Genomic DNA, 21,602 nt, shown 5'->3' on the forward strand with positions numbered 1-21,602 from the left:
CGGCTACAAGCGCTAGAGGATCAGACCGTGAAGTCGGGTATTGACTTCATCAACCGAACCGAAGCCACCAAAGAACCATGGTGTTTATTTTCCCTTAAGAGCTGTGAAAAGCACTACTTTTCACTTATACTTTCTCAAGTTCTTACGAAGATGCTCGAAGCTAGACACTTATTTTTATACTCTTTTGTAAGCCAAGGTGTGGATAACACACTTACTAAAACGGAGTGTCATATTCTAGGCGTTACATTCCTATACAAGCGTTTCACTTTTCTTTTTAGTTTGCACAAAAAAGTTAAAATAAGGAGCCAATATTGTATTTTCCATGTAAAAAAAATAAAAAAATGCTCCACCTACGCACTGCTACATGAGTGCGTAAGGGAGCATTTTGTGCTTGTTATTATTACATCGTCCAAATTAATGGAGCCCAAAAAAGATTGTACAAATTATTTAATATAAAGTCAAGGTAGATTTATTTTTATAAATCATCCTCATCTTCTTCAAATTCTTCTGCTTCTTCTTCAGCAAGTTCATCTAGACTTAAATCTTCTTCTTCTTCATCTTCATCTTCATCTAAGTCAAAAACTTCATCTTCAACGATGTCCTCTTCAAAGTCATCATCATCTGCATCGTCGTCATCTGCATCATCATCGTCTTCGTCTTCAATAACTTCATCATCATCTTCATCATCGAAGTCGAGATCGTCTTCTTCAATTTCATCAAAATCGTCGACATCAACATCAACGTCATCAAACTCGTCCTCGTCTTCAACACGCTTTTTCTTTTTCTTCGGACGAATAGTTGGAGTTGTTTCTTCTTCGATTTGGTTATACGGATACCAAGAACGTAAGCCCCAACGATTGTCACCAATACTAATAAAACGACCGTCGATGTTAACATCTGTGTATAATTGAGCTACTTTAGAACGCACTTGGTCTTCTGTTAAGCCAGCCATTGCCGTAACCTCAGCAAGTAAATCATTGAAGCTTACTGCTTGACCTTTATCTTCTAGGACTAGGTAAATAAGCTCAACTAGGGATATTTCTTTCAACTGTTCTTCGGAGTATTGCTTTAAACTCATTCTGGCACTCCCTTTCGATATTCTCTATATCTCATTGTTATGTATGAGCATTTTAACTATAAATGTAGTGGTCTATAAAATACATACCATTCATTATAAACAAATTCAACTCATTTATGCCAGCAGTAATGGCAAATCTTTTATTTTTACGATGTATTTATAGTAGCATACTCACCTTACTAGAACCATGGCGTCGTTCTGCTCACAAGTAAGCCAAACAAATACACTTGGATTGTTACATCCAAGTGCATGTATACTTTTTGTTACATATTTCTTCTATATTGTCCGCCTACTTCATATAACGCTTGCGTAATTTGACCAAGACTTGCCACTTTCACCGTCTCCATAAGCTCTGCAAATATATTTCCTTCACTTACTGCTACTTTTTTCAAGCGAGTAAGAGCAGCATCAGCAATATCTTCATGCTTCATCTGGAATTGTTGTAAGTTTTGAATTTGTGTTTGCTTTTCTTCTTCGGTAGAACGAGCAATCTCAAGCTGATCTATGTCTTCCTCTGACGGTGGATTAGGATTTTTATACGTGTTCACTCCGATAATTGGTAGCTCCCCTGTGTGCTTTTTCATCTCATAAAACATTGATTCATCTTGAATTTTACCACGTTGATACTGCATCTCCATCGCACTTAACACGCCACCACGGTCATTAATACGGTCAAACTCAGCAAGAACAGCCTCTTCTACTAAATCCGTTAACTCTTCCACAATAAATGAGCCTTGTAATGGATTTTCATTTTTCGATAATCCATGTTCTTTTGTGATAATTAATTGGATAGCCATGGCGCGACGGACTGATTCTTCTGTTGGTGTTGTAATAGCTTCATCGTACGCGTTCGTATGCAACGAATTACAATTATCTTGTAGGGCCATTAATGCCTGTAATGTTGTACGAATATCGTTAAAGTCAATTTCCTGCGCATGCAGCGAGCGTCCTGATGTTTGAATGTGATATTTAAGCTTTTGACTTCTTTCATTCGCACCATACTTATCACGCATAACCGTAGCCCAAATACGACGTGCTACTCGACCAATCACAGTATATTCTGGGTCTAATCCGTTACTAAAGAAAAACGAGAGGTTTGGTGCAAAGTCATCAATATGCATACCACGACTTAAGTAATATTCTACATACGTAAAACCATTAGCTAGTGTAAACGCGAGCTGTGTAATCGGGTTAGCGCCCGCTTCCGCGATATGATAGCCAGATATGGAAACAGAATAGTAATTACGGACTTTATGGTCGATAAAATACTGCTGAATATCCCCCATCATTCGTAACGCAAACTCAGTTGAGAAAATGCATGTATTTTGTCCTTGGTCTTCTTTTAAAATATCGGCTTGCACAGTTCCACGAACAGTTTGCAATGTATATGCCTTCACTTCGTCTAGCTCTTGCTCAGTTAAAGAACGGCCAAGCTCTTCTTCCCGAGCATGAATCTGCTGGATAATCGCTGTGTTCATAAACATCGCTAGTACAATTGGCGCGGGACCATTTATTGTCATTGAGACAGAGGTGGAAGGATGACATAAATCAAAGCCGGCATAAAGTTTATTCATATCGTCAAGCGTACATACACTTACACCACTATTGCCAACTTTCCCATATATGTCTGGTCGAATAGCAGGATCTTCGCCGTACAGTGTTACTGAATCAAACGCTGTACTTAAGCGCTTCGCCGAGTCATTTTGGCACAAATAATGAAATCGCCTATTGGTTCGTTCTGGCGTCCCTTCTCCTGCAAATTGGCGCTTAGGGTCTTCGCCTTGACGTTTAAATGGAAATACACCCGCTGTGTAAGGGAACTTTCCTGGTACGTTTTCTTTATACACCCACCGAAGAATTTCACCGTAATCAACAAAGCCCGGCAAGCTAATTTTACGAATAGATAAACCTGATAAGCTTTTTGTTTTTAACTCGGTCACGATCTCTTTATCTCGTATTTTTGTTATATACTGATCCGCTGAATAGCGTTCTTTTTCCTCTGCCCATGTCGCTAAAATCCGACGAGATTCTCCAGATAATTTAGCTTGAAACTCGTCTTTTATGGCTTGTAGTGATGCGACAACATCATCATTCATTTCACGCTGACGTAATTCAGCAAGCGCTCCTTCTATTTGAAAAAGTCTTCGTGCCATTTCAACCTGCTGTATGGCTACCTTATGATACTTACGAACCGTTTCAGCAATTTCTCGTAAGTAGTAGCGACGATCGACCGGTATGATGACATTTTGTTTTTCTACGAGCTTTTTCATAAGCGGATACGACGTTTCCCATTGCGTGCCCGCTTTGTCGTTCACAGCTGCCACTAAGGCTGCAAACAACGTATTAGTGCCTGGATCGTTAAATTGGCTTGCAATCGTGCCGTATACGGGCATATCATCTAGTTCTTTGTCAAACAGCATGCGGCTGCGCTGGTATTGCTTTTGAACTTGGCGTTTCGCATCCTCTGAGCCTTTGCGTTCAAATTTATTGATGACAATAATATCAGCAAAATCTAACATATCAATTTTTTCAAGCTGGGAAGGTGCGCCAAACTCGCTCGTCATGACATACATACTTAGATCACAAATTTCATGAATACCCGCATCTCCTTGCCCAATTCCACTTGTCTCGACAATAATAAGATCATATCCCGCTGCTTTTACAACTTGGATCGCATCTGAAATAGCAAGCGACAACTCTGAACGTGACCCTCGTGTAGCAAGGCTTCGCATAAAAACACGGTCATTGAAAATTGCATTCATACGAATACGGTCCCCAAGAAGAGCTCCGCCTGTTTTTTGCTTTGTTGGATCAATTGATAATATGGCGACATGCTTTTCAGGAAATTCTTGTAGAAATCGGCGAACAAGCTCATCTGTTAAAGAGCTTTTACCCGCTCCTCCCGTACCTGTAATACCGAGCACGGGAATTGTTTTATTTTCAGTTTTCATATCTCGTAATATAGTAGCGGCGGTTTCTGCATTCGTAGTGTATTGATTTTCCGCTAGTGTAATTAATTTGGCAATCGTTCCGTGGTCCTTTGTTGACCAGCGAGACGTACTATCGAGTTTATCCACTGTTGAGAAATCGCACTCTTCTAGCATGATATTAATCATGCCTTGTAATCCGTGCTCACGACCGTCCTCTGGGGAGAAGATGCGTGCAATCCCATAGTTATGCAGTTCGCGGATTTCCTTAGGGATAATAACACCACCACCGCCACCATAAATTCGAATATGACTTGCACCTTTTTCCTTTAACAAATCATACATATATTTAAAATATTCGACATGACCACCTTGGTATGAAGAAATGGCAATACCTTGGACATCCTCCTGAATTGCCGCATTGACGACTTCTTCTACTGAGCGGTTGTGTCCTAGATGAATAACCTCTGCACCACTCGCTTGTAAAATGCGGCGCATAATATTAATGGACGCATCGTGACCATCAAATAAACTCGAAGCTGTTACAAATCGAATCGGATGTTTCGGTCGATAGACATTCGTCTCCTGCATCTAAATCCCCCTTTGCTTTGTTAATACTTAGTTGCCAGCCGTGCTAGTTATCGATGCGGTGCATGTTTTGCATGTTCTAGCTTAAACGTAGACGTTTAGCGTGACGTATGAACGTTGTTTGGTACGATGCACACCCGGTTTGGTGCGATGCACACCCTGTTTGGTGCGGTACACACCCTGTTTGGTGCGATGCACACCTTGTTTGGTGCGATGCACATCCTGTTTGGTGCGATGCACACCCTGTTTGGTGCGATTCACAACCTGTTTGGTGCGATGCACACCCTGTTTGGTGCGATGCACACTTGGTTTGGTGCGATGCACACCCTGTTTGGTGCGATGCACACCCTGTTTGGTGCGATTCACACCCTGTTTGGTGCGATGCACATCCTGTTTGGTGCGATGCACACCCTGTTTGGTGCGATTCACAACCTGTTTGGTGCGATGCACACCCTGTTTGGTGCGATGCACACCCGGTTTGGTGCGATGCACACCCGGTTTGGTGCGGTGCACACCCGGTTTGGTGCGATGCACACCTTGTTTGGTGCGATGCACACCCGGTTTGGTGCGATGCACACCCTGTTTGGTGCGATGCACACCCTGTTTGGTGCGATGCACACCCTGTTTGGTGCGATGCACACCCGGTTTGGTGCGATGCACACCCTGTTTGGTGCGATGCACACCCTGTTTGGTGCGATGCACACCCTGTTTGGTGCGATGCACACCCTGTTTGGTGCGGTGCACACCCTGTTTGGTGCGGTGCACACCCTGTTTGGTGCGATGCACACTTGGTAGCATCGATTTCTATTAGCAACTCGTTGCGTTCGTTACATCTGAAACTAAGTTTGATGCAAATTCACGTTCTTACCCCTTTTATAAATCTATTTCTCTTTAAACACTGCATTCTTTGGTTAATAAATTGGTTTGAAGTTCGATATATTGCTCAAGTGTATACTCTCTCTGAAGTGCCCATCTTCGAAAGGCCCACATCTGCCCTTGAACAAATATGTTGTGAGCTAAAATATGAACGTCTTGTTTGTCTAAAGCTAGCTCACCATTATCGACACACGCTTGTAGCACATTCTCAAACATCGCGACCATTTCTAATTCTTTTTTCAACACGTATGGCAACGCATCTTTTGATAACGATTTTGCCTCCTGATACATAACGAGCACTTCATCCTGCATATCATGGCACACTGTAAAATAGTAGCGAATCGCAAGCTTTAAATTGTCTAATGTACCGTTAGCATGATCGATTTCTTTTTCGAGTCGATTACGTACCTCGTCATAAATGCTATCGCACACTAAGTAAAGCACATCTTCTTTTTTGCGAATATACTCATACAGTGTACCGATGCTAAAGCCTGACGCTTTTGCAATTTCTCGCGTTGTGGTGCGGTGAAAGCCTTTATCTTTAAAAAGATTAATAGCCCCTTTGATCATTTGATTCCGCCGTTTTTTCACAAGCTGTTCGTCCTTCACAGAAGCCGGTACCTCTTGCTTTTTCACAGTCCCACATCCTACTTCTATTTCGTAAGCATACGCGAAATAACAAGACGCTGTATTTCTTGTGTGCCTTCATAAATCTGGGTAATTTTCGCATCACGCATGTAACGCTCGACAGGATAATCCTTTGTATATCCGTAGCCTCCGAATACTTGCACAGCATCCGTTGTGACCTTCATCGCTGTATCTCCCGCAAACAGTTTGCTCATCGCTGACTCTAAACCGTATGATAAGCCATTTGATTCATTCCAGGCAGCTTGATAGGTTAGTAGTCTAGACGCCTCGACACTTGTTGCCATGTCAGCTAGTTTAAAGCCTACACCTTGCTGAGCGGCAATTGGCTTACCAAACTGGACGCGCTCCTTAGCGTATGCAACCGCAGCGTCAAGCGCACCTTGCGCAATGCCTACAGCTTGTGCCGCGATCCCGTTTCGACCTCCGTCAAGTGTCATCATCGCAATTTTGAAGCCTTCTCCCTCGTTTCCTAGTAAGTTCTCTTTAGGAACTCTTACTTGGTCAAAAATTAGCTCTGTTGTTGGCGATGAGCGAATACCTAGTTTTTTCTCCTTTTTCCCTACAGAAAACCCTTCCATTTCTTTTTCTAAAATAAAGGCACTAATGCCCTTTGCACCTTTTTCAGCGTCTGTAATCGCAAATACAAGGTAAATATCTGCTACGCCTCCATTTGTAATCCATACTTTTGAACCGTTTAAAATGTAATAATCCCCATCTAGTACAGCTCTTGTTTTCATGGACGAAACGTCTGATCCTGCTCCAGGCTCTGACAAACCAAAGGCCCCGAGCTTTTCTCCTTGCGCTAACGGTTTTAAATATTTCTGCTTTTGCTCTTCTGTTCCGAATTTAAATAGCGGCCAGCTTGCTAGTGAGATATGTGCTGATAGCGTTACACCTGTTGATGCACAAACGCGTGATAGTTCTTCAACCGTAATACAATAGCTTACAAAATCCATCCCCGCTCCACCGTACTCTTCAGGCCACGGAATTCCTGTCAAACCCAGTTCTGCCATCTTCGTAAAAATATCACGATCAAATCTCTCTTCCTCATCACGCTCAGCAGCTGTTGGTTCTACCTCATTTTTCGCAAAATCACGTACCATTTTTCGTAGCATATCTTGCTCTTCTGTTAATCTAAAGTTCATTTCCAATTCCCTCCTCTATTTTGTTAAATACCTTGAAATCACAAGACGTTGTATTTCGCTAGTGCCTTCGTATATTTCGCATACCTTCGCATCGCGGAAGTAGCGTTCAACAGGATAATCCTCTGTATAGCCGTTACCTCCCAAAATTTGAACAGCGTCAATAGCAGTATCCATCGCGGTTTTCGCGGCAAACAATTTAGCCATCGATGCTTGTTCCCCGCAAGGTACATCCTCTGTTTTTAAATAAGCTGCTTGATAGACTAATAGTTTGCTAGCTTCAACGGCAGTTGCCATATCAGCTAACTTAAAGCCTACCCCTTGTTGGGCAGCTATAGGTTTACCAAATTGTACGCGTTCCTTTGCATAATGCGTCGCAGCCTGCAAGGCAGCCTCAGCTATCCCTAACGATTGTGCCGCAATACCAATGCGACCTACATCAAGGTTAGCCATTGCAATTTTAAAGCCATCGCCCTCGTTGCCAAGTAAGTTCGCAGCAGGAATTCGCATATTATCAAACGTTAACTGCACTGTACGGGACCCATGAAGTCCCATCTTTTTTTCATCCTTGCCGATAATAAGGCCAGGGGTGTTTTTTTCCACGATAAAAGCAGAAATGTCGTTGTCCGTTCTAGCAAAGACAATATACGTATCTGCTTCACCACCATTTGTGATAAATACTTTGCTTCCGTTGATAATATAGGCATCACCCTGTTTTATAGCTTTTGTTTTCAAGCTCGCAGCATCAGAGCCCGCGCCTGGTTCTGTTAAGCAAAAAGCACCTAAGAACTTCCCACTAGCCAGTTTGGTCACATAATTTTGCTTTTGTTCCTCTGTTCCAAAATAAAGAATAGGATTGGTGCCAACAGACGTATGCACTGATAAAATTACTCCAAGAGTGGCACTCACCTTTGATAGCTCATGAATCGCAATAATATAAGAGGTGAAATCCATCCCTGCTCCGCCATACTGTTCAGGTATTGTAATGCCCATTAAGCCAAGGTCAGCCATTTTCCTTACAATTTCCCGAGGAAATTCACCCTGTTCCATCCGCTCTACTATGGGGGCGACCTCTGTTGCAGCAAAATCACGTACCATCGCTCGCATCATTTGCTGTTCTTCGGTGAAGTTGAAGTTCACGTTCGTCCCTCCTCATACACATAAAAGCCACGCCCTGATTTGCGACCGAGCCAGCCTGCTTTTACATATTTTCGTAGAAGTGGACACGGGCGATATTTGTCATCACCAAAGCCTTCATGGAGCGTTTCCATAATATATAAGCACGTATCTAAACCGATGAAATCAGCTAGAGTAAGTGGGCCCATTGGGTGATTCATACCAAGCTTCATGACATCATCTATTGCTTCTTTTGTGGCCACACCTTCATATAACGTGTAAATGGCTTCGTTAATCATCGGCATTAAAATGCGATTCGAAACGAACCCTGGGAAATCATTTACTTCAACTGGTACTTTTTGTAGTTGCTTTGTTATATATTCAATTGTTTCGTACACTTCATCAGTTGTTGCAAGACCACGAATAATCTCGACCAATCGCATAACTGGTACTGGGTTCATAAAGTGCATGCCAATTACTTGTTGAGGGCGCTTTGTCGCCGCAGCAATTTCCGTGATTGGTAGTGACGATGTGTTCGTTGCTAAAATAGCATGTTCCGGTGCTATTTTATCTAAATTAGCAAATAGCTTTGCTTTTATATCGAGATTCTCCACAGCCGCCTCGACAACCAAGTCCACATCACTAGCTGAAGTGAGATTTGTCGAAGGTGTTATTTGAGATAAAATAGATGTTACAGCCTGTTCTGTTAATTTCCCTTTGTCTACTTGTCGCTTTAGATTTTTAGTAATTGTCATTATACCGCGGTCAACATACTCTTCTTTCAAATCGTGTAACACAACGTGAAAGCCAGCGGCCGCAAACACTTGTGCAATTCCAGAACCCATCTGCCCTGCGCCAATAACCATAACCTTTTGTACGACCATTCATTTATCCCCCTATTGTTCTTTGCTAAAATGGCAACCTGACTTGTACGTCACCCTTTTTATACCTTTTATAAAATGAAATCACCTTCAGGACTTAGTGCACTATTGACCTTAGCTGCAACGGCATTACCTTGAGATCACTTAGTGCACTTTTCCACCTTGATCAAAATCGCATCTCCTTGAGATCACTTAGTGCACTTGCATCTTGTTCAAAATCGTATCTCCTTAAGATCACTTAGCGTGCTATTCCACCTTAATCAGTATCGCATCTCCTTGCCCGCCACCAGAGCATATTGCCGCGATCCCATATCCTCCGCCTCGTCTTGTAAGCTCATTGATTAGTGTTAAAATGATGCGCGTGCCACTAGCTCCTATCGGATGCCCTAACGCAACGGCTCCCCCGTTTACATTTACTTTTTCAGCATCAAGCTTTGCTATTTGTATACTAGCTAATGCTACAGCAGCGAACGCTTCATTAATTTCATATAAATCGATATCCGCAGCGGTTTTATTTACTTTTTGTAAAAGCTTATTGATAACTAGCCCTGGTGTTTGCGGAAAATCCTTCGCTTCTACAGCTAACGACGTGTGCGCCTCAATAGTTGCAAGTGGCTTGAGACCTCGCTTCGCAGCTTCCTCTTCACTCATTAATACAAATGCCCCTGCCCCATCGTTGACACCCGGGGCATTGCCAGCTGTAATCGTACCTGATGAACCGAACACTGGCTTTAATTTGGCTAATGATTCAAGGTTTGTATTCTTACGTGGTGCTTCATCGTGTTCGAATATGATTGCAGGTTCTTTTCGTTGCTGAATTTCAACAGGTGTTATTTCTTTTGCGAATACTCCGCTTTCAATGGCCTGTATAGCACGCTCGTGACTTCGGTATGCCCATTCATCCTGCTGTTCACGGCTGATGTCGAACTCCTCAGCTGTTGTGTTTCCGTACGTTCCCATATGAACACCTGTAAAGCTACAAGTTAGTCCGTCGTATATCATTAAGTCCTTCATTGCGCTATCACCCATACGCAGCCCCCAGCGAGCATTTGGCACGATGTAAGGCGCTTGACTCATAGACTCCATACCGCCTGCCACAATGACAGTCTCATCTCCGGCGCGGATGATTTGATCTGCCAGTGTCACGCTGCGCATCCCAGATGCACACACTTTATTAATCGTTTCTGTTTTCACATTCCACGGTAGACCCCCGTGGCGTGCCGCCTGTCGAGACGGGATTTGCCCTTGTCCTCCTTGCAGAACAGAGCCGATAATGACCTCATCAATGTCTTCAGGCTGTAAGTTTGCTCGCTTGACCGCTTCTTTAATAACTATGCCGCCCAGCTCAGGTGCTGTTACATCTTTCAGTGTTCCTCCAAATCTTCCGAATGGCGTGCGAATTCCACTTACAATTACCGTCTTCCCCATTGCATTTCCCCCTTGTTTTTCCGTTTCGTACTTTTCAGTTAGGTTGTTTTGTGACTGAACGCTCGCTCAGAGGTTTATCAGAAAGATAGACGTTGTAAAATGTGCGGATACAACGTCTAAACTTTGATTGTGTTATATGTGGTTTGTTTATCGTTTTAGCGTGTGTGAGTATATGCATAAAACTGAATCAATCATCTGCCTCGCTATCTTATGCGTGAATTTTATGGGTTTATGCGTATTTTTTTTGCATTTATGCGTGAAATTTATGGGTTTATGCGCGAATTTTTGACGTTTATGCGTAAAATCGGTGTGTTTATGCGTATTTTCTGCTGGCAGCCGCTTCCGCAGCAACACTAACGAACCAGATTTTACACACATAGCATGCGTTACGCGCAAATCCCCTTTTATTTGCGCGCAACCTCCTATCATTCTCTGTATCTACTATTTTATGAAGCTTCGCCAAACACAGATTTAGCTAAAACCTCTGCGACATCCATTGTTGAGACGGATTCTTCGACTTCTTTTGCTTTTGTACCGTCGCTAAGCATTGTTAAACAGTATGGACAGCCGGAGCTAATCATCGTTGGTGATACAGCAAGAGCTTGCTCTGTTCGGGCGACGTTAACGCGGGTACCAGATGTTTCCTCCATCCACATGAGACCGCCGCCAGCACCACAGCACATTCCATTTTGACGATTTCGTTCCATCTCAATTAGCTTCACGCCCGGAATACTCTTTAATATTTCTCGTGGTGGCTCATACACTTCGTTATAACGACCTAAGTAGCATGAATCATGGAAGGTAATAGTTTCGTTTATTTCATGCTTTGGTTGTATACGGCCTTCTTTCACTAACTGAGCTAATACCTCAGTATGGTGATACACTTCTACCTCAAGTCCGAAGTCCGGATATTCATTTTTAAATGTGTTGTATGCATGCGGGTCGATTGTTACTATTTTTTTCACGCCAGCTTTTTCAAACTCAGCGATATTGTTTGTCACTAGTTCTTGATATAAAAATTCATTTCCGATACGGCGAGGTGTGTCGCCTGAGTTTTTCTCTTTATTGCCAAGAATCGCGAACTTGACGCCTGCTTCATTTAACAATTTCGCAAATGCAACCGCGATCTTTTGACTACGATTATCGAATGCACCCATTGAGCCAACCCAAAATAAATATTCAAATTCTTCGTCAGCTTTCTTCATTTCTTTAACAGTTGGGATGCTTACATCCTCAGCAGCTTCACGCCATTTTTCTTTTTCTTTACGGTTAAGACCCCACGGATTACCTTGACGCTCTATGTTTGTCATCGCACGCTGAGCATCAGCATCAAGCTTCCCTTCTGTTAATACAAGATAACGACGTAAATCAATAATTTTATCAACGTGTTCGTTCATAACCGGACATTGATCCTCACAGTTACGACACGTTGTACAAGCCCATATTTCTTCTTCTGTAATAACATCCCCAATAAGTGAAGGATTGTAGGCTAACGAAGCTGCCGATTCCTGTGCGCCTGCCCCTGCTCCTGCTACGGCAAGCTGATTTCCTAACGTATCCTTGAAAGCGAATGTAGGAACCCAAGGAGCTTGAGATGTTATTGCGGCACCTTTATCCGTTAGATGATCACGAAGCTTCAAAATTAAGTCCATCGGCGAGAGCATTTTCCCCGTGCCGGTGGCTGGACACATATTCGTACAACGTCCACACTCGACACAAGCATATAAATCAATTAGCTGTAACTGTGTAAAATCTTCAATTTTACCAACACCGAATGTTTCTTGTGTTTCATCTTCAAAATCAATTTTTTCCAGCTTACCAGGGTTTGTTAGTCTGTTAAAATACACGTTTGCTGGTCCCGCTATAAGATGCGCATGCTTACTTTGTGGGACATACACTAAAAATGCTAGCAACGCAAACAAATGAATCCACCAAGCTATGTAGAACACAACAATAGAAGCTGTTGTTCCTATCCCTTGGAGAAGAAACGCAAAAACGGATGCAACTGGTTCGCTCATTAATAAGCCTTCTCCATGCCAAACAAGGCCCGCGCCATTCCCCACTAGTACTGACAGCATAAGTGTCCCGATGAAAATAAGAACGAGTCCTGACTTAAAGCCGCGCTTTAAGCGAACTAGCTTTTCAATGTAGCGGCGATAAAACGCCCAAACAACAGCTATTAATATAACTAGCGTTACGATTTCTTGGAAAAACGTGAAAGCAGGATACAGCGGTCCCAACGGTAAATGACTGCCTGGCGCTAATCCTTTCCAAATGAAATCAATCGCACCGAACTGGACAAGTATAAAGCCATAAAAAAACATAACGTGTATGGCGCCGCTCTTTTTATCTTTTAAAAGCTTCTTCTGGCCAAACACGTTTACCCATACTTTGTCCCAACGCTCTTTAAATTTCTGCTCAAATTCGACCTTTTTTCCAAGCTTAATATACGCAATACGCGAACGAACTAAATATTGAAACAAATAAACAGCGTAAGCGGTTACAGCCAGGAACGCAAGCAAGTTAATCGTTAACAACGTACCCATGTTTGTATGACCCCTTTCTTATTATCTACCCCGTGATGTTGTCTAAAATATTCAAAATATTACTACCTTTATTATATAATGAATGAGCATTCAGTCAACTATTTTGCGAATAATAATAATCCACCCACTTGCTCAAACTATATAAACGATGGACGCAAGGAGGATTCGTTGATGAGTGGGGCTTTGATTATTTTACTCGCTATTCTATTACTATTCGCTTTAATAACACTTGATTACATATTTGGTCTTATCCACCATCAAAAAGTAGTCAAGCTTAAGAAATATAAACACCATACAAGCAACTTAACTCTTTTTACAGAAGGGAACTGTTTGTTTACAGACTATTTTCGTGAGATAGATCAAGCACGTCACCATATTCACGTGCTTTTTTATATCGTTAAAAATGATGATTTTAGTAAAAGCTTTTTAGACCTTCTGAAAAAAAAGGCTACAGAGGGTGTTGAGGTTAGACTACTAGTTGATTGGTTTGGCTCTAGAAATCTTAAGAAAAAATCCATTAAAGAGCTTGAAGAAACAGGCGTTAAGTTTGCATATGCAGAACGACCGCGTTTTCCGTTCTTCTTTTTTCATATGCAACAAAGAAATCATAGAAAAATCACTGTAATCGATGGCTTAGTAGGATATATGGGGGGCTTTAATGTTGGTAAAGAGTACATTAGTAAAAAGAAAAAGTTTGGTCATTGGCGTGATTATCATTTAAAAGTAACAGGTCCTGGTGTCCACGATTTACAGGATACATTTATTCATGACTGGGAGAAAAATGCGAATGATTTAGTATTTCGCGATATTAATTATTTCCCTGAAGTTGCTGCAGGGCGTGTAGACCATCAACTCGTGCCAACAGATGGCGTGTTTCTAGAAAAAGAATTTATTAATATGATTGCAGATGCGAAAGAAGAGATTATTATTGGTAGTCCGTACTTTATACCTAGTAAGCGTGTGTTTCAAAAATTAATGGAACAGGTTAGAAAAGGGGTGAAAGTGTCAGTCATAGTTCCTAAAAAATCTGACCACCCACTTGTGAAGGAAGCATCTTACCCGTATTTAAAAAAGCTCCTTGAACAAGGGGGAAGAGTATTTGAGTATGGCAACGGATTTTACCACGCCAAAGTAATAGTAATTGATGACGTTATATGTGATGTTGGCACTGCCAACTTTGACAAACGCAGTTTATATTTAAATTTCGAAATGAATTGCTATATTTTTGATGGAGGTTTTATTCGAGATATAAAACGGCAATTACGATATGATTTTAATAAATCTAAACCGTTGTCTGTCGAGGATATTAAGCAATTACCTTTTACAACGAAAATCAAAGTTGGCATTGCGCAGCTTCTTTCACATTTTTTATAGGTTTGCGAACATACTTGTGTAGCACATGAAAAAGTGACACAACTCCTATTTTCGTGTTACTTTTTTTCACATAAAACAACGGAAACTGGGGTGAACATGATGAGAGTGAGATTTGGATATGTGGCACAAGCTCTGTCTATTTGGGACGGTAGCACCGCCAAAACCCTCACATTCACACGATGGAGTAAAATGAAAAAGACCGAGCGTGAAGATAAGTTGAAAGAGGTCACGTTCACTAATCTACAAAACACTATGCGAGCTATTCACTATAATATTGCTCATCAAATACATTTGTACAGAATGTCTTCTTCGATTGTACCGCTCGCCACACACCCAGAGGCAAAGTGGCCGTATAGAGATATTTTTGCAGAAGAATTTGCGAAAATAGGGAAGCTTGTGAAGGAGGCCAATATGCGCGTTAGCTTACACCCCAATCAGTTCACTTTATTTACGAGCGATAAAGAGCATGTGACCACCAATGCGGTTACTGATATGGAATATCATTATGATATGTTTGAAGCAATGGGACTGACAGATGAAGGCGTCATTAACATTCATGTTGGTGGCTCGTATGGGGATAAATCGGCTGCTTTAGAACGTTTTTATAAAAATATTAAAAAGCTACCTGCCGATCCAAAAAGCTGCATGACTCTTGAGAATGATGATAAAACATACACAGCGGAGGAAACGCTTGATGTTTGTCAACATGAGCATATCCCGATGGTATTTGATTACCACCATCATTGGGCTAATCTGAGTGAAACCCCGCTAGAGGATTTGTTACCTAAAATCTTTGCGACGTGGGATAACCATCCGTTCCCTCCAAAAGTACATATTTCATCACCTAAATCGGATAAGGATTTTCGACATCATGCCAATTTTGTGGATATGGCGTTTTTAGAACCCTTTTTCCAAGTTGTTCATGACATGAATATTGACTTTGACGTTATGATAGAGGCAAAGGAAAAGGATCGAGCTATGCTAGCACTTGTCGATGACTTGTCGCGTATACGTGGTGTAAAGCGAATTGACGGATCTACGTTAGAGTGGTAACCTGACTCTCCCACACCTGAATGAAGAAGTGGGGTAAGGAAAAAAATATTTTACGTACGGTGATGGAATGGACGAAAAGTTACTTCTTAAAATGGTTCGCAACTGCTTTTTACAGTATGAGTATTTAATAGAGTCTTTTCCGTTACATGAGGAAGATATAGTACACCTTTGTCAAGAAGTTCAACGGATTAAAGAGAATGATAAAGAATCCTCGTTACATGATATAATTCAAGATGTTGTGTATGAATACGTAACGCAGTAACGAAAAGTGCCTGTCAAGCCCCGGTTTTGACGAAATTCGTTCGACATTTACAGGGTATAACAGGCACTTTTATTAGAAATTCTCTAATACCTTTCTCATGATATGATTAAATTCCTTGTGATAATTAGTCGGTATGCGGTGTGGTGCTGTTTCTATCACTATCTCCTGGATGTTTGGAAGATGTTCGCGATATAATTTCATGTAATACGTGAACATTTTCGAGTGACTTCCGTTAATAGCCCAGACCGGCGCTTGAATTTTATGGAGCTGGGCCGTACAGTTATATTTTCTTCCGATTTCATACATTTGCAATGCAATATTCGGATCACTCATCCGGCTATACTTATATTGTCGCACAAAATCCGCTTTAACGACCTTGTGACTTTGCGCTAACACGCGTGCCAACAATGGATACCCGCCTAACCTTAAAGTCGTAATCCCCATTTGAAATTCCCTGTTTAATAGTGGCGTAGAAACCTCAGAAAATCCACCCACAAATACAAGCCCTTTTACCCGTGATGGATTGTTTAACGCAAATTCTTGTGCCACTAAACTACCAAAGGAATAACCAACTATAACAGCTGATGAAACATCTATTTTATCTAATAGGTGTTTTAAATCTTCTGCTAGTAGTGAAATGGTGATAGGTTGGTCTCCACTTGGAGTTTTTCCATTTCCACGCATATCATAAAAAATACATTGTGCTTGATTGGCAAGCTCTCTTTGGTAATGAAACACAACATGCCCCATATAGGGAGGATGAATAAACACTACCGGGGTGCCTGTTCCTATTATTTCAAAATATGTATTCATTGTTTAAAGATCAACTCCGTTGCAGCTGTCCCATTTATTAGTTTTAAACCCCAAATACACGCAATCTACTTCTGTCACACCGGCTGAGACAGGTGGTGCGGGAATGGACACACGAAGTAAATCAAACAGAAATCCGGCGATAACCCAGATTATAGGCGAGAAAACAACTTCTTTCATGCACAATCCTCCTTTCTTTTATGTTGTGCGAAACATCTCTTTTTAGTCGAGAAATGTACGAATACGTGTATAGATAAAAAAAGTACAAGCGCCTTGCTCAACCCCGACCATCTTAAGACGTCTCCAACAGGAAGGGACTTTCCTCCGGAGGAATCGGCTTAAAACCTCGAGTGGCTAGGCGCTAGAAGGCTAGACACTAATCTAAGTAAAAAACGTAAATTTTTACGGCAAAAAAACCACCCTCAGTTGAGGATGGTTACATTTTTTCAGGTGCTGATACACCTATTAGTGCCATGGCATTTTGCAGCGTAATTTGTGTCGCCTTCATAAGTGCTACACGCGCTTTTGTTTTTTCTAAAGCATCCATATCTAGAACCTTTTCAGCATTGTAAAAGCTGTGAAGTGCTGATGCAAGCTCATAAATATAATTCGGAATGCGGTGTACCATACGCTTTTCCGCTGCTTCTGATACAGCTTGTGGGAACTCACCAAGCTTTTTCAATAAATCCATCTCTTTTTCTGAAGAGATATGTGTCAAGTCAAGCTCTCCGTCCCACGATACGCCATTTTCTTCAGCTGTGCGAAGCATACTGCAAATACGAGCATGCGCATATTGTGCATAATACACAGGGTTTTCATTTGATTTAGAAACGGCTAAATCCATATCAAAATCTAAATGCGTGTCTGAGCTACGCATAACGAAGAAATAACGAACGGCATCTAAACCAACCTCTTCTGTTAACTCGCGCATGGTGACAGCATTACCTGTACGTTTACTCATACGCACTTTTTCACCGTTTTTAAATAAACTAACAAGCTGAATTATCTCCACTTCTAGTGCATCTTCTGGGTATCCTAATGCTTGAATAGCAGCCTTCATACGCGGGATATAACCGTGATGGTCAGCTCCCCAAATATTAATTAGCTTTTCAAAGCCACGGTCTAGCTTATCCTTATGGTAGGCTAAGTCTGGTGTTAAATATGTGTAAGAGCCGTCGTTTTTAATTAATACGCGATCTTTATCGTCGCCGAATGTTGTAGAACGGAACCAAGTGGCACCCTCTTCTTCATAAATATGACCATTTTCACGAAGAATAGCTAACGCTTCATCAATTTTGCCATTGTGGTATAACGATGTTTCAGAGAACCACACATCAAATGGTACGCGATAAGCCTCTAAATCTTTTTTGAGCTTCTCAAGCTCGTACTTTAAACCATACTCGCGGAAAAACGAAAAGCGAACATCTTCGTCTTCGTGCACGTATTTATCTCCGAACTGTTCTGCTAATGTTTTACCTATGCCAACAATATCTTCTCCATGATAGCCATCCTCAGGCATGTCCTTATCAAGACCTAATGCCTGCATGTAACGCGCTTCCACAGATAGAGCAAGATTGTTAATTTGGTTCCCTGCATCATTAATGTAATATTCACGTGACACATCATAGCCGGCCTTTGCTAGAATATTGCAAAGAGAATCTCCCATTGCTGCGCCACGGGCATGGCCAAGGTGCAAGTCTCCTGTTGGATTTGCAGATACAAACTCTACTTGCAGTTTTGTATTGTTCCCTACGTTTGTTTCTCCATATGCTGAGTCTGCTTGAATAATAGTTGGCACTAGTTCTGTTAAATAGCTGTTGTCCATATAAAAATTGATGAATCCCGGGCCAGCAATTTCAAGTTTTTCAATAGACGCCTTAGATTTGTCAAAAGCCGCTACTATATCATCAGCGATAGCTCTTGGTGCCTTTTTAGCCACTCTAGCAAGCTGCATCGCTATGTTTGCCGCATAATCACCATGTGCCTTCTCTTTTGGTATTTCAAGAATGATGTCAGGAATTTGATCTTCAGACGCTAATTCTGCCTTCAGGACAGCATCCTTTAACTCTTGCTTCAAACGTTCTTTTACTTGTTCGACAATATTCATTCGTCAGAACCCTCCTGATATTGAATCTGTAACGTATAGTCAGCTGGTACCTGTTGTTGTAAAGCCATTTTATATGTAATTGATATGTGTCCAGGCACAATGCGTATTTTTTCTGTCGTCGTTTCCATTAACAGTTTACCATATGGACTTTCGTAAAATCCTGCTGTTGTATTTTGCCTACGAAACACTTGTCGCATTTTTACGGAACCTGAACGCATCATCTGAATTTCATCGTCATGTTTTACTTTTAAAATAGTGGATACGTCGCCTACTTCATTTTGCTCTGTATACTTTATGTATGTAGCTTCTTGTTTTTCATATATCTCACCTGTTGCACTAAATGAATACTCTTCTTTAGTATGTCCATGGTTGATTGTTGTTGAGACCTTTATAAGGACACTCTTTTGTCCGGCTAGTTCACTCATTTTAAAGTCACCCTTTAATACTACTGATAAAATCAAAGTATAGCGTGAACGATGTAAAAGTGCAACAACCCAATGAAAATTGAGTATTTAAATTCAAGATTTCAAACTACTTTTTAGTTCAATTGGGGAATTGCGCTTTAATTGGGTACAAAGTCGACATGAACTCGGTATCTATTCGACATGAATTGGGTACGTATTCGACATGAATTGGGTACGTTTTCGACACCAATTGGGTATATAGTCGACAATCATTTAATAAAGTACACTATCAAATGCATGAAGCAGATCCCGTTATATATAGAAGGCACCTACCCCCGTTTTACCAACTATACTACATCGTTAAAAAAGAAAGCTGACTCAATCAGCTTTCTTTTCCTAACAATTATTTTATTTCACCCAACCTAAAAGCATTTCGCGAATTAATTTACTAGCTGTGTTCGCTGTTTGTTCAGACGGATCGTAAATGGGTGCTACTTCTACTAAATCACAGCCGACAACCTTCACATTGGATTCAGCAATAGAATGAATAGATGCAAGTAGCTCTCTTGAAGTAATACCGCCCGCATCAACTGTACCCGTTCCTGGTGCGTGAGCAGGATCAAGAACATCAATATCAATCGTTACATACACGGGACGACCAGATAACTTTGGTAACACTTCAAGAAGTGGCTTATGAACATCGAATTTCGAGATGTGCATGCCAACCTTCTTCGCCCACTCGAACTCTTCCTTCATCCCTGAACGGATACCAAACGAGTACACATTTTCCGGACCAATTAGATCACAAACTTTGCGGATTGGTGTAGAGTGCGACAATGGTTCTCCTTCGTAATCCTCACGCAAATCCGTGTGGGCATCCATATGAATGATGGCTAAGTCAGGATACTTTTTGTACATCGCCTTCATAACTGGCCATGACACAAGATGCTCTCCACCTAAACCTAATGGAAACTTTCCAGCGTCTAGCACACGATCAACAAACTCTTCAATAATCTCTAAGCTTTTATGTGGGTTACCGAACGGCAAAGGAATATCTCCGGCATCAAAGTACTTTACCTCATCTAGCTCACGGTCAAGGTATGCACTGTATTCTTCCAGACCTATCGACACCTCACGAATACGCGCCGGGCCAAAGCGTGAGCCTGGGCGATAGCTCACCGTCCAGTCCATTGGCATGCCATAAATAACAGCTTGGCTATCTTCAAAAGTAGGATGACTTTTTATAAATACATTTCCTGAATATGCTTCATCAAAGCGCATGTTCATGGCCTCCTTATTTCACTAAATCTTGAACGAATTTTGGAAGAGCAAAGCATGCTTTATGCAGTTCTTTTGTATAGTACTTCGTTTCGATATCATGGAAGCGAGAATCCTCCACTGCTAACGGATCATGCTTCTTTGAACCTAGCGTAAAGCACCACAATCCACTTGGATACGTTGGAATGTTTGCTACATACATCGTTGTAATTGGGAAGATTTCTTTTACATCACGTTGAACATTTGTTATTAACTCCGGCTTAAACCATGGATTGTCTGATTGTGCTACGAAAATACCATCTTCCTTTAATGCTTTTGAAATACCTGCATAAAAGCCTTTTGTAAATAAATTTACTGCTGGACCAACAGGCTCTGTTGAATCAACCATAATAACGTCATACTCGTTCTCACTTTGAGCAATGTGCATGAATCCATCGTCTACCTTTACTTCCACACGTGGATCATCAAGCATACCTGCGATTTCAGGTAAGTACTGCTTCGAATACTCAATTACTTTGCCATCAATTTCAACAAGCGTAGCCTTTTTAACTGATGGATGCTTAAGCACTTCACGAATAACGCCACCGTCTCCTCCTCCTACAACTAGTACGTTTTCTGGATTAGGGTGTGTGAATAGTGGCACATGCGCAACCATTTCATGATACACAAACTCATCTTTTTGCGTTGTCATAACCATGCCATCTAAAATAAGCATGTTTCCGAATTCTTCTGTTTCCACCATATCTAGCTTTTGAAAATCAGTTTGCTCCGTATGTAATGTGCGTTTAATTTTTGCAGTTATACCAAAGCTCTCTGTTTGTTTTTCCGTAAACCATAATTCCATGAATAACTCATCCTCTCGATTTTTTTAAAATTTTATCTAAAAAAGATAGATATCTACCTTCGATATTAATTTGTAGAGTACTTACCTATACTATGTAGTTTTTCTGCATTTGAAATACAAACGCAGTTACGTCTCGATGCTCAAATGTAAGCCCACAATTCTCTGGCGTCTGTATGTTATATTTCCCTGTTCTGAAAAATAAAAACACGAAAAAAAGTATAGACGAATCTAGCAAAATTG

The 21,602-nt window shown here is 41.3% G+C and carries 18 protein-coding genes; 4 read left to right on the forward strand and 14 right to left on the reverse strand.

The window, feature by feature from the left end:
- Window positions 1–475: 475 nt before the first annotated feature.
- Window positions 476–1,078: a DNA-directed RNA polymerase subunit delta gene (gene rpoE / locus EJF36_RS19970; protein ID WP_125907984.1), complete on the reverse strand. Its 603-nt coding sequence runs from the start codon at window positions 1,076–1,078 to the stop codon at window positions 476–478.
- A 263-nt stretch (window positions 1,079–1,341) separates the two neighbouring features.
- Window positions 1,342–4,596, reverse strand: a complete 3,255-nt coding sequence (gene icmF, locus EJF36_RS19975) for a fused isobutyryl-CoA mutase/GTPase IcmF (protein WP_125907985.1) — start codon at window positions 4,594–4,596, stop codon at window positions 1,342–1,344.
- Between the two features lie 114 nt (window positions 4,597–4,710).
- Here icmF and EJF36_RS19980 point away from each other — a divergent pair, with 114 nt between their 5' ends.
- Window positions 4,711–5,388, forward strand: a complete 678-nt coding sequence (locus tag EJF36_RS19980; protein WP_125907986.1) for a hypothetical protein — start codon at window positions 4,711–4,713, stop codon at window positions 5,386–5,388.
- Window positions 5,389–5,484: 96 nt separating this feature from the next.
- On the opposite strand, the gene EJF36_RS19985 is transcribed toward EJF36_RS19980, so the two are convergent.
- The 6 genes from EJF36_RS19985 to EJF36_RS20010 all read right to left on the reverse strand — a co-directional run bounded on the left by EJF36_RS19985 (window position 5,485) and on the right by EJF36_RS20010 (window position 13,230).
- Window positions 5,485–6,105: a TetR/AcrR family transcriptional regulator gene (locus EJF36_RS19985; RefSeq protein WP_125907987.1), complete on the reverse strand. Its 621-nt coding sequence runs from the start codon at window positions 6,103–6,105 to the stop codon at window positions 5,485–5,487.
- 17 nt (window positions 6,106–6,122) lie between these two features.
- Window positions 6,123–7,262 (reverse strand): acyl-CoA dehydrogenase, encoded by a 1,140-nt coding sequence (locus EJF36_RS19990; protein ID WP_125907988.1) that lies wholly within the window; start codon window positions 7,260–7,262, stop codon window positions 6,123–6,125.
- A 15-nt stretch (window positions 7,263–7,277) separates the two neighbouring features.
- Window positions 7,278–8,399 (reverse strand): acyl-CoA dehydrogenase, encoded by a 1,122-nt coding sequence (locus tag EJF36_RS19995; RefSeq protein WP_125907989.1) that lies wholly within the window; start codon window positions 8,397–8,399, stop codon window positions 7,278–7,280.
- Entirely contained in the window at window positions 8,396–9,259 is an 864-nt protein-coding gene (locus EJF36_RS20000; RefSeq protein WP_125907990.1) for a 3-hydroxybutyryl-CoA dehydrogenase, read from the reverse strand. Before EJF36_RS20000 ends, EJF36_RS19995 begins: the two co-directional genes overlap by 4 nt.
- Window positions 9,260–9,502: 243 nt before the next feature.
- Window positions 9,503–10,684: an acetyl-CoA C-acetyltransferase gene (locus EJF36_RS20005; protein WP_125907991.1), complete on the reverse strand. Its 1,182-nt coding sequence runs from the start codon at window positions 10,682–10,684 to the stop codon at window positions 9,503–9,505.
- A 446-nt stretch (window positions 10,685–11,130) separates the two neighbouring features.
- The gene (locus EJF36_RS20010) at window positions 11,131–13,230 is read right to left on the reverse strand and encodes a heterodisulfide reductase-related iron-sulfur binding cluster (RefSeq protein ID WP_125907992.1); all 2,100 of its coding nucleotides are present in this window, start codon (window positions 13,228–13,230) and stop codon (window positions 11,131–11,133) included.
- Between the two features lie 171 nt (window positions 13,231–13,401).
- Between EJF36_RS20010 and cls the strand changes: the two genes are divergently transcribed.
- From cls to EJF36_RS20025, 3 genes are all read left to right on the forward strand, one after another.
- Entirely contained in the window at window positions 13,402–14,604 is a 1,203-nt protein-coding gene (gene cls / locus EJF36_RS20015; protein WP_260471953.1) for a cardiolipin synthase, read from the forward strand.
- Between the two features lie 99 nt (window positions 14,605–14,703).
- A complete protein-coding gene (uvsE, locus tag EJF36_RS20020) occupies window positions 14,704–15,657 on the forward strand; it encodes a UV DNA damage repair endonuclease UvsE (RefSeq protein ID WP_125908469.1) in 954 nt (317 codons plus the stop codon).
- A 67-nt stretch (window positions 15,658–15,724) separates the two neighbouring features.
- Window positions 15,725–15,919 carry a YqzH family protein gene (locus tag EJF36_RS20025; protein WP_125907994.1) on the forward strand — a complete coding sequence of 65 codons (195 nt, stop codon included), beginning with the start codon at window positions 15,725–15,727 and terminating at the stop codon, window positions 15,917–15,919.
- 72 nt (window positions 15,920–15,991) lie between these two features.
- Here EJF36_RS20025 and EJF36_RS20030 read toward each other — a convergent pair whose 3' ends face one another.
- The 6 genes from EJF36_RS20030 to speE form a co-directional block, all read right to left on the reverse strand.
- Window positions 15,992–16,732 (reverse strand): alpha/beta fold hydrolase, encoded by a 741-nt coding sequence (locus tag EJF36_RS20030; protein ID WP_125907995.1) that lies wholly within the window; start codon window positions 16,730–16,732, stop codon window positions 15,992–15,994.
- Between the two features lie 3 nt (window positions 16,733–16,735).
- Window positions 16,736–16,909 carry a XapX domain-containing protein gene (locus tag EJF36_RS20035; RefSeq protein ID WP_125907996.1) on the reverse strand — a complete coding sequence of 58 codons (174 nt, stop codon included), beginning with the start codon at window positions 16,907–16,909 and terminating at the stop codon, window positions 16,736–16,738.
- A 256-nt stretch (window positions 16,910–17,165) separates the two neighbouring features.
- A complete protein-coding gene (gene argS / locus EJF36_RS20040) occupies window positions 17,166–18,836 on the reverse strand; it encodes an arginine--tRNA ligase (protein ID WP_125907997.1) in 1,671 nt (556 codons plus the stop codon).
- Window positions 18,833–19,261, reverse strand: a complete 429-nt coding sequence (locus tag EJF36_RS20045; RefSeq protein ID WP_125907998.1) for a YwiB family protein — start codon at window positions 19,259–19,261, stop codon at window positions 18,833–18,835. The genes argS and EJF36_RS20045 overlap by 4 nt, the downstream gene beginning before the upstream one ends.
- 387 nt (window positions 19,262–19,648) lie before the next feature.
- Window positions 19,649–20,521 (reverse strand): agmatinase, encoded by an 873-nt coding sequence (speB, locus tag EJF36_RS20050; RefSeq protein WP_125907999.1) that lies wholly within the window; start codon window positions 20,519–20,521, stop codon window positions 19,649–19,651.
- 13 nt (window positions 20,522–20,534) lie between these two features.
- On the reverse strand, window positions 20,535–21,362 hold the full coding sequence (speE, locus tag EJF36_RS20055; protein WP_125908000.1) for a polyamine aminopropyltransferase: 828 nt from the start codon (window positions 21,360–21,362) through the stop codon (window positions 20,535–20,537).
- Window positions 21,363–21,602: the final 240 nt, after the last annotated feature.

Origin of the sequence: Bacillus sp. HMF5848, from assembly GCF_003944835.1 — a bacterium.
Taxonomy (GTDB): Bacteria; Bacillota; Bacilli; order Bacillales; family HMF5848; genus HMF5848.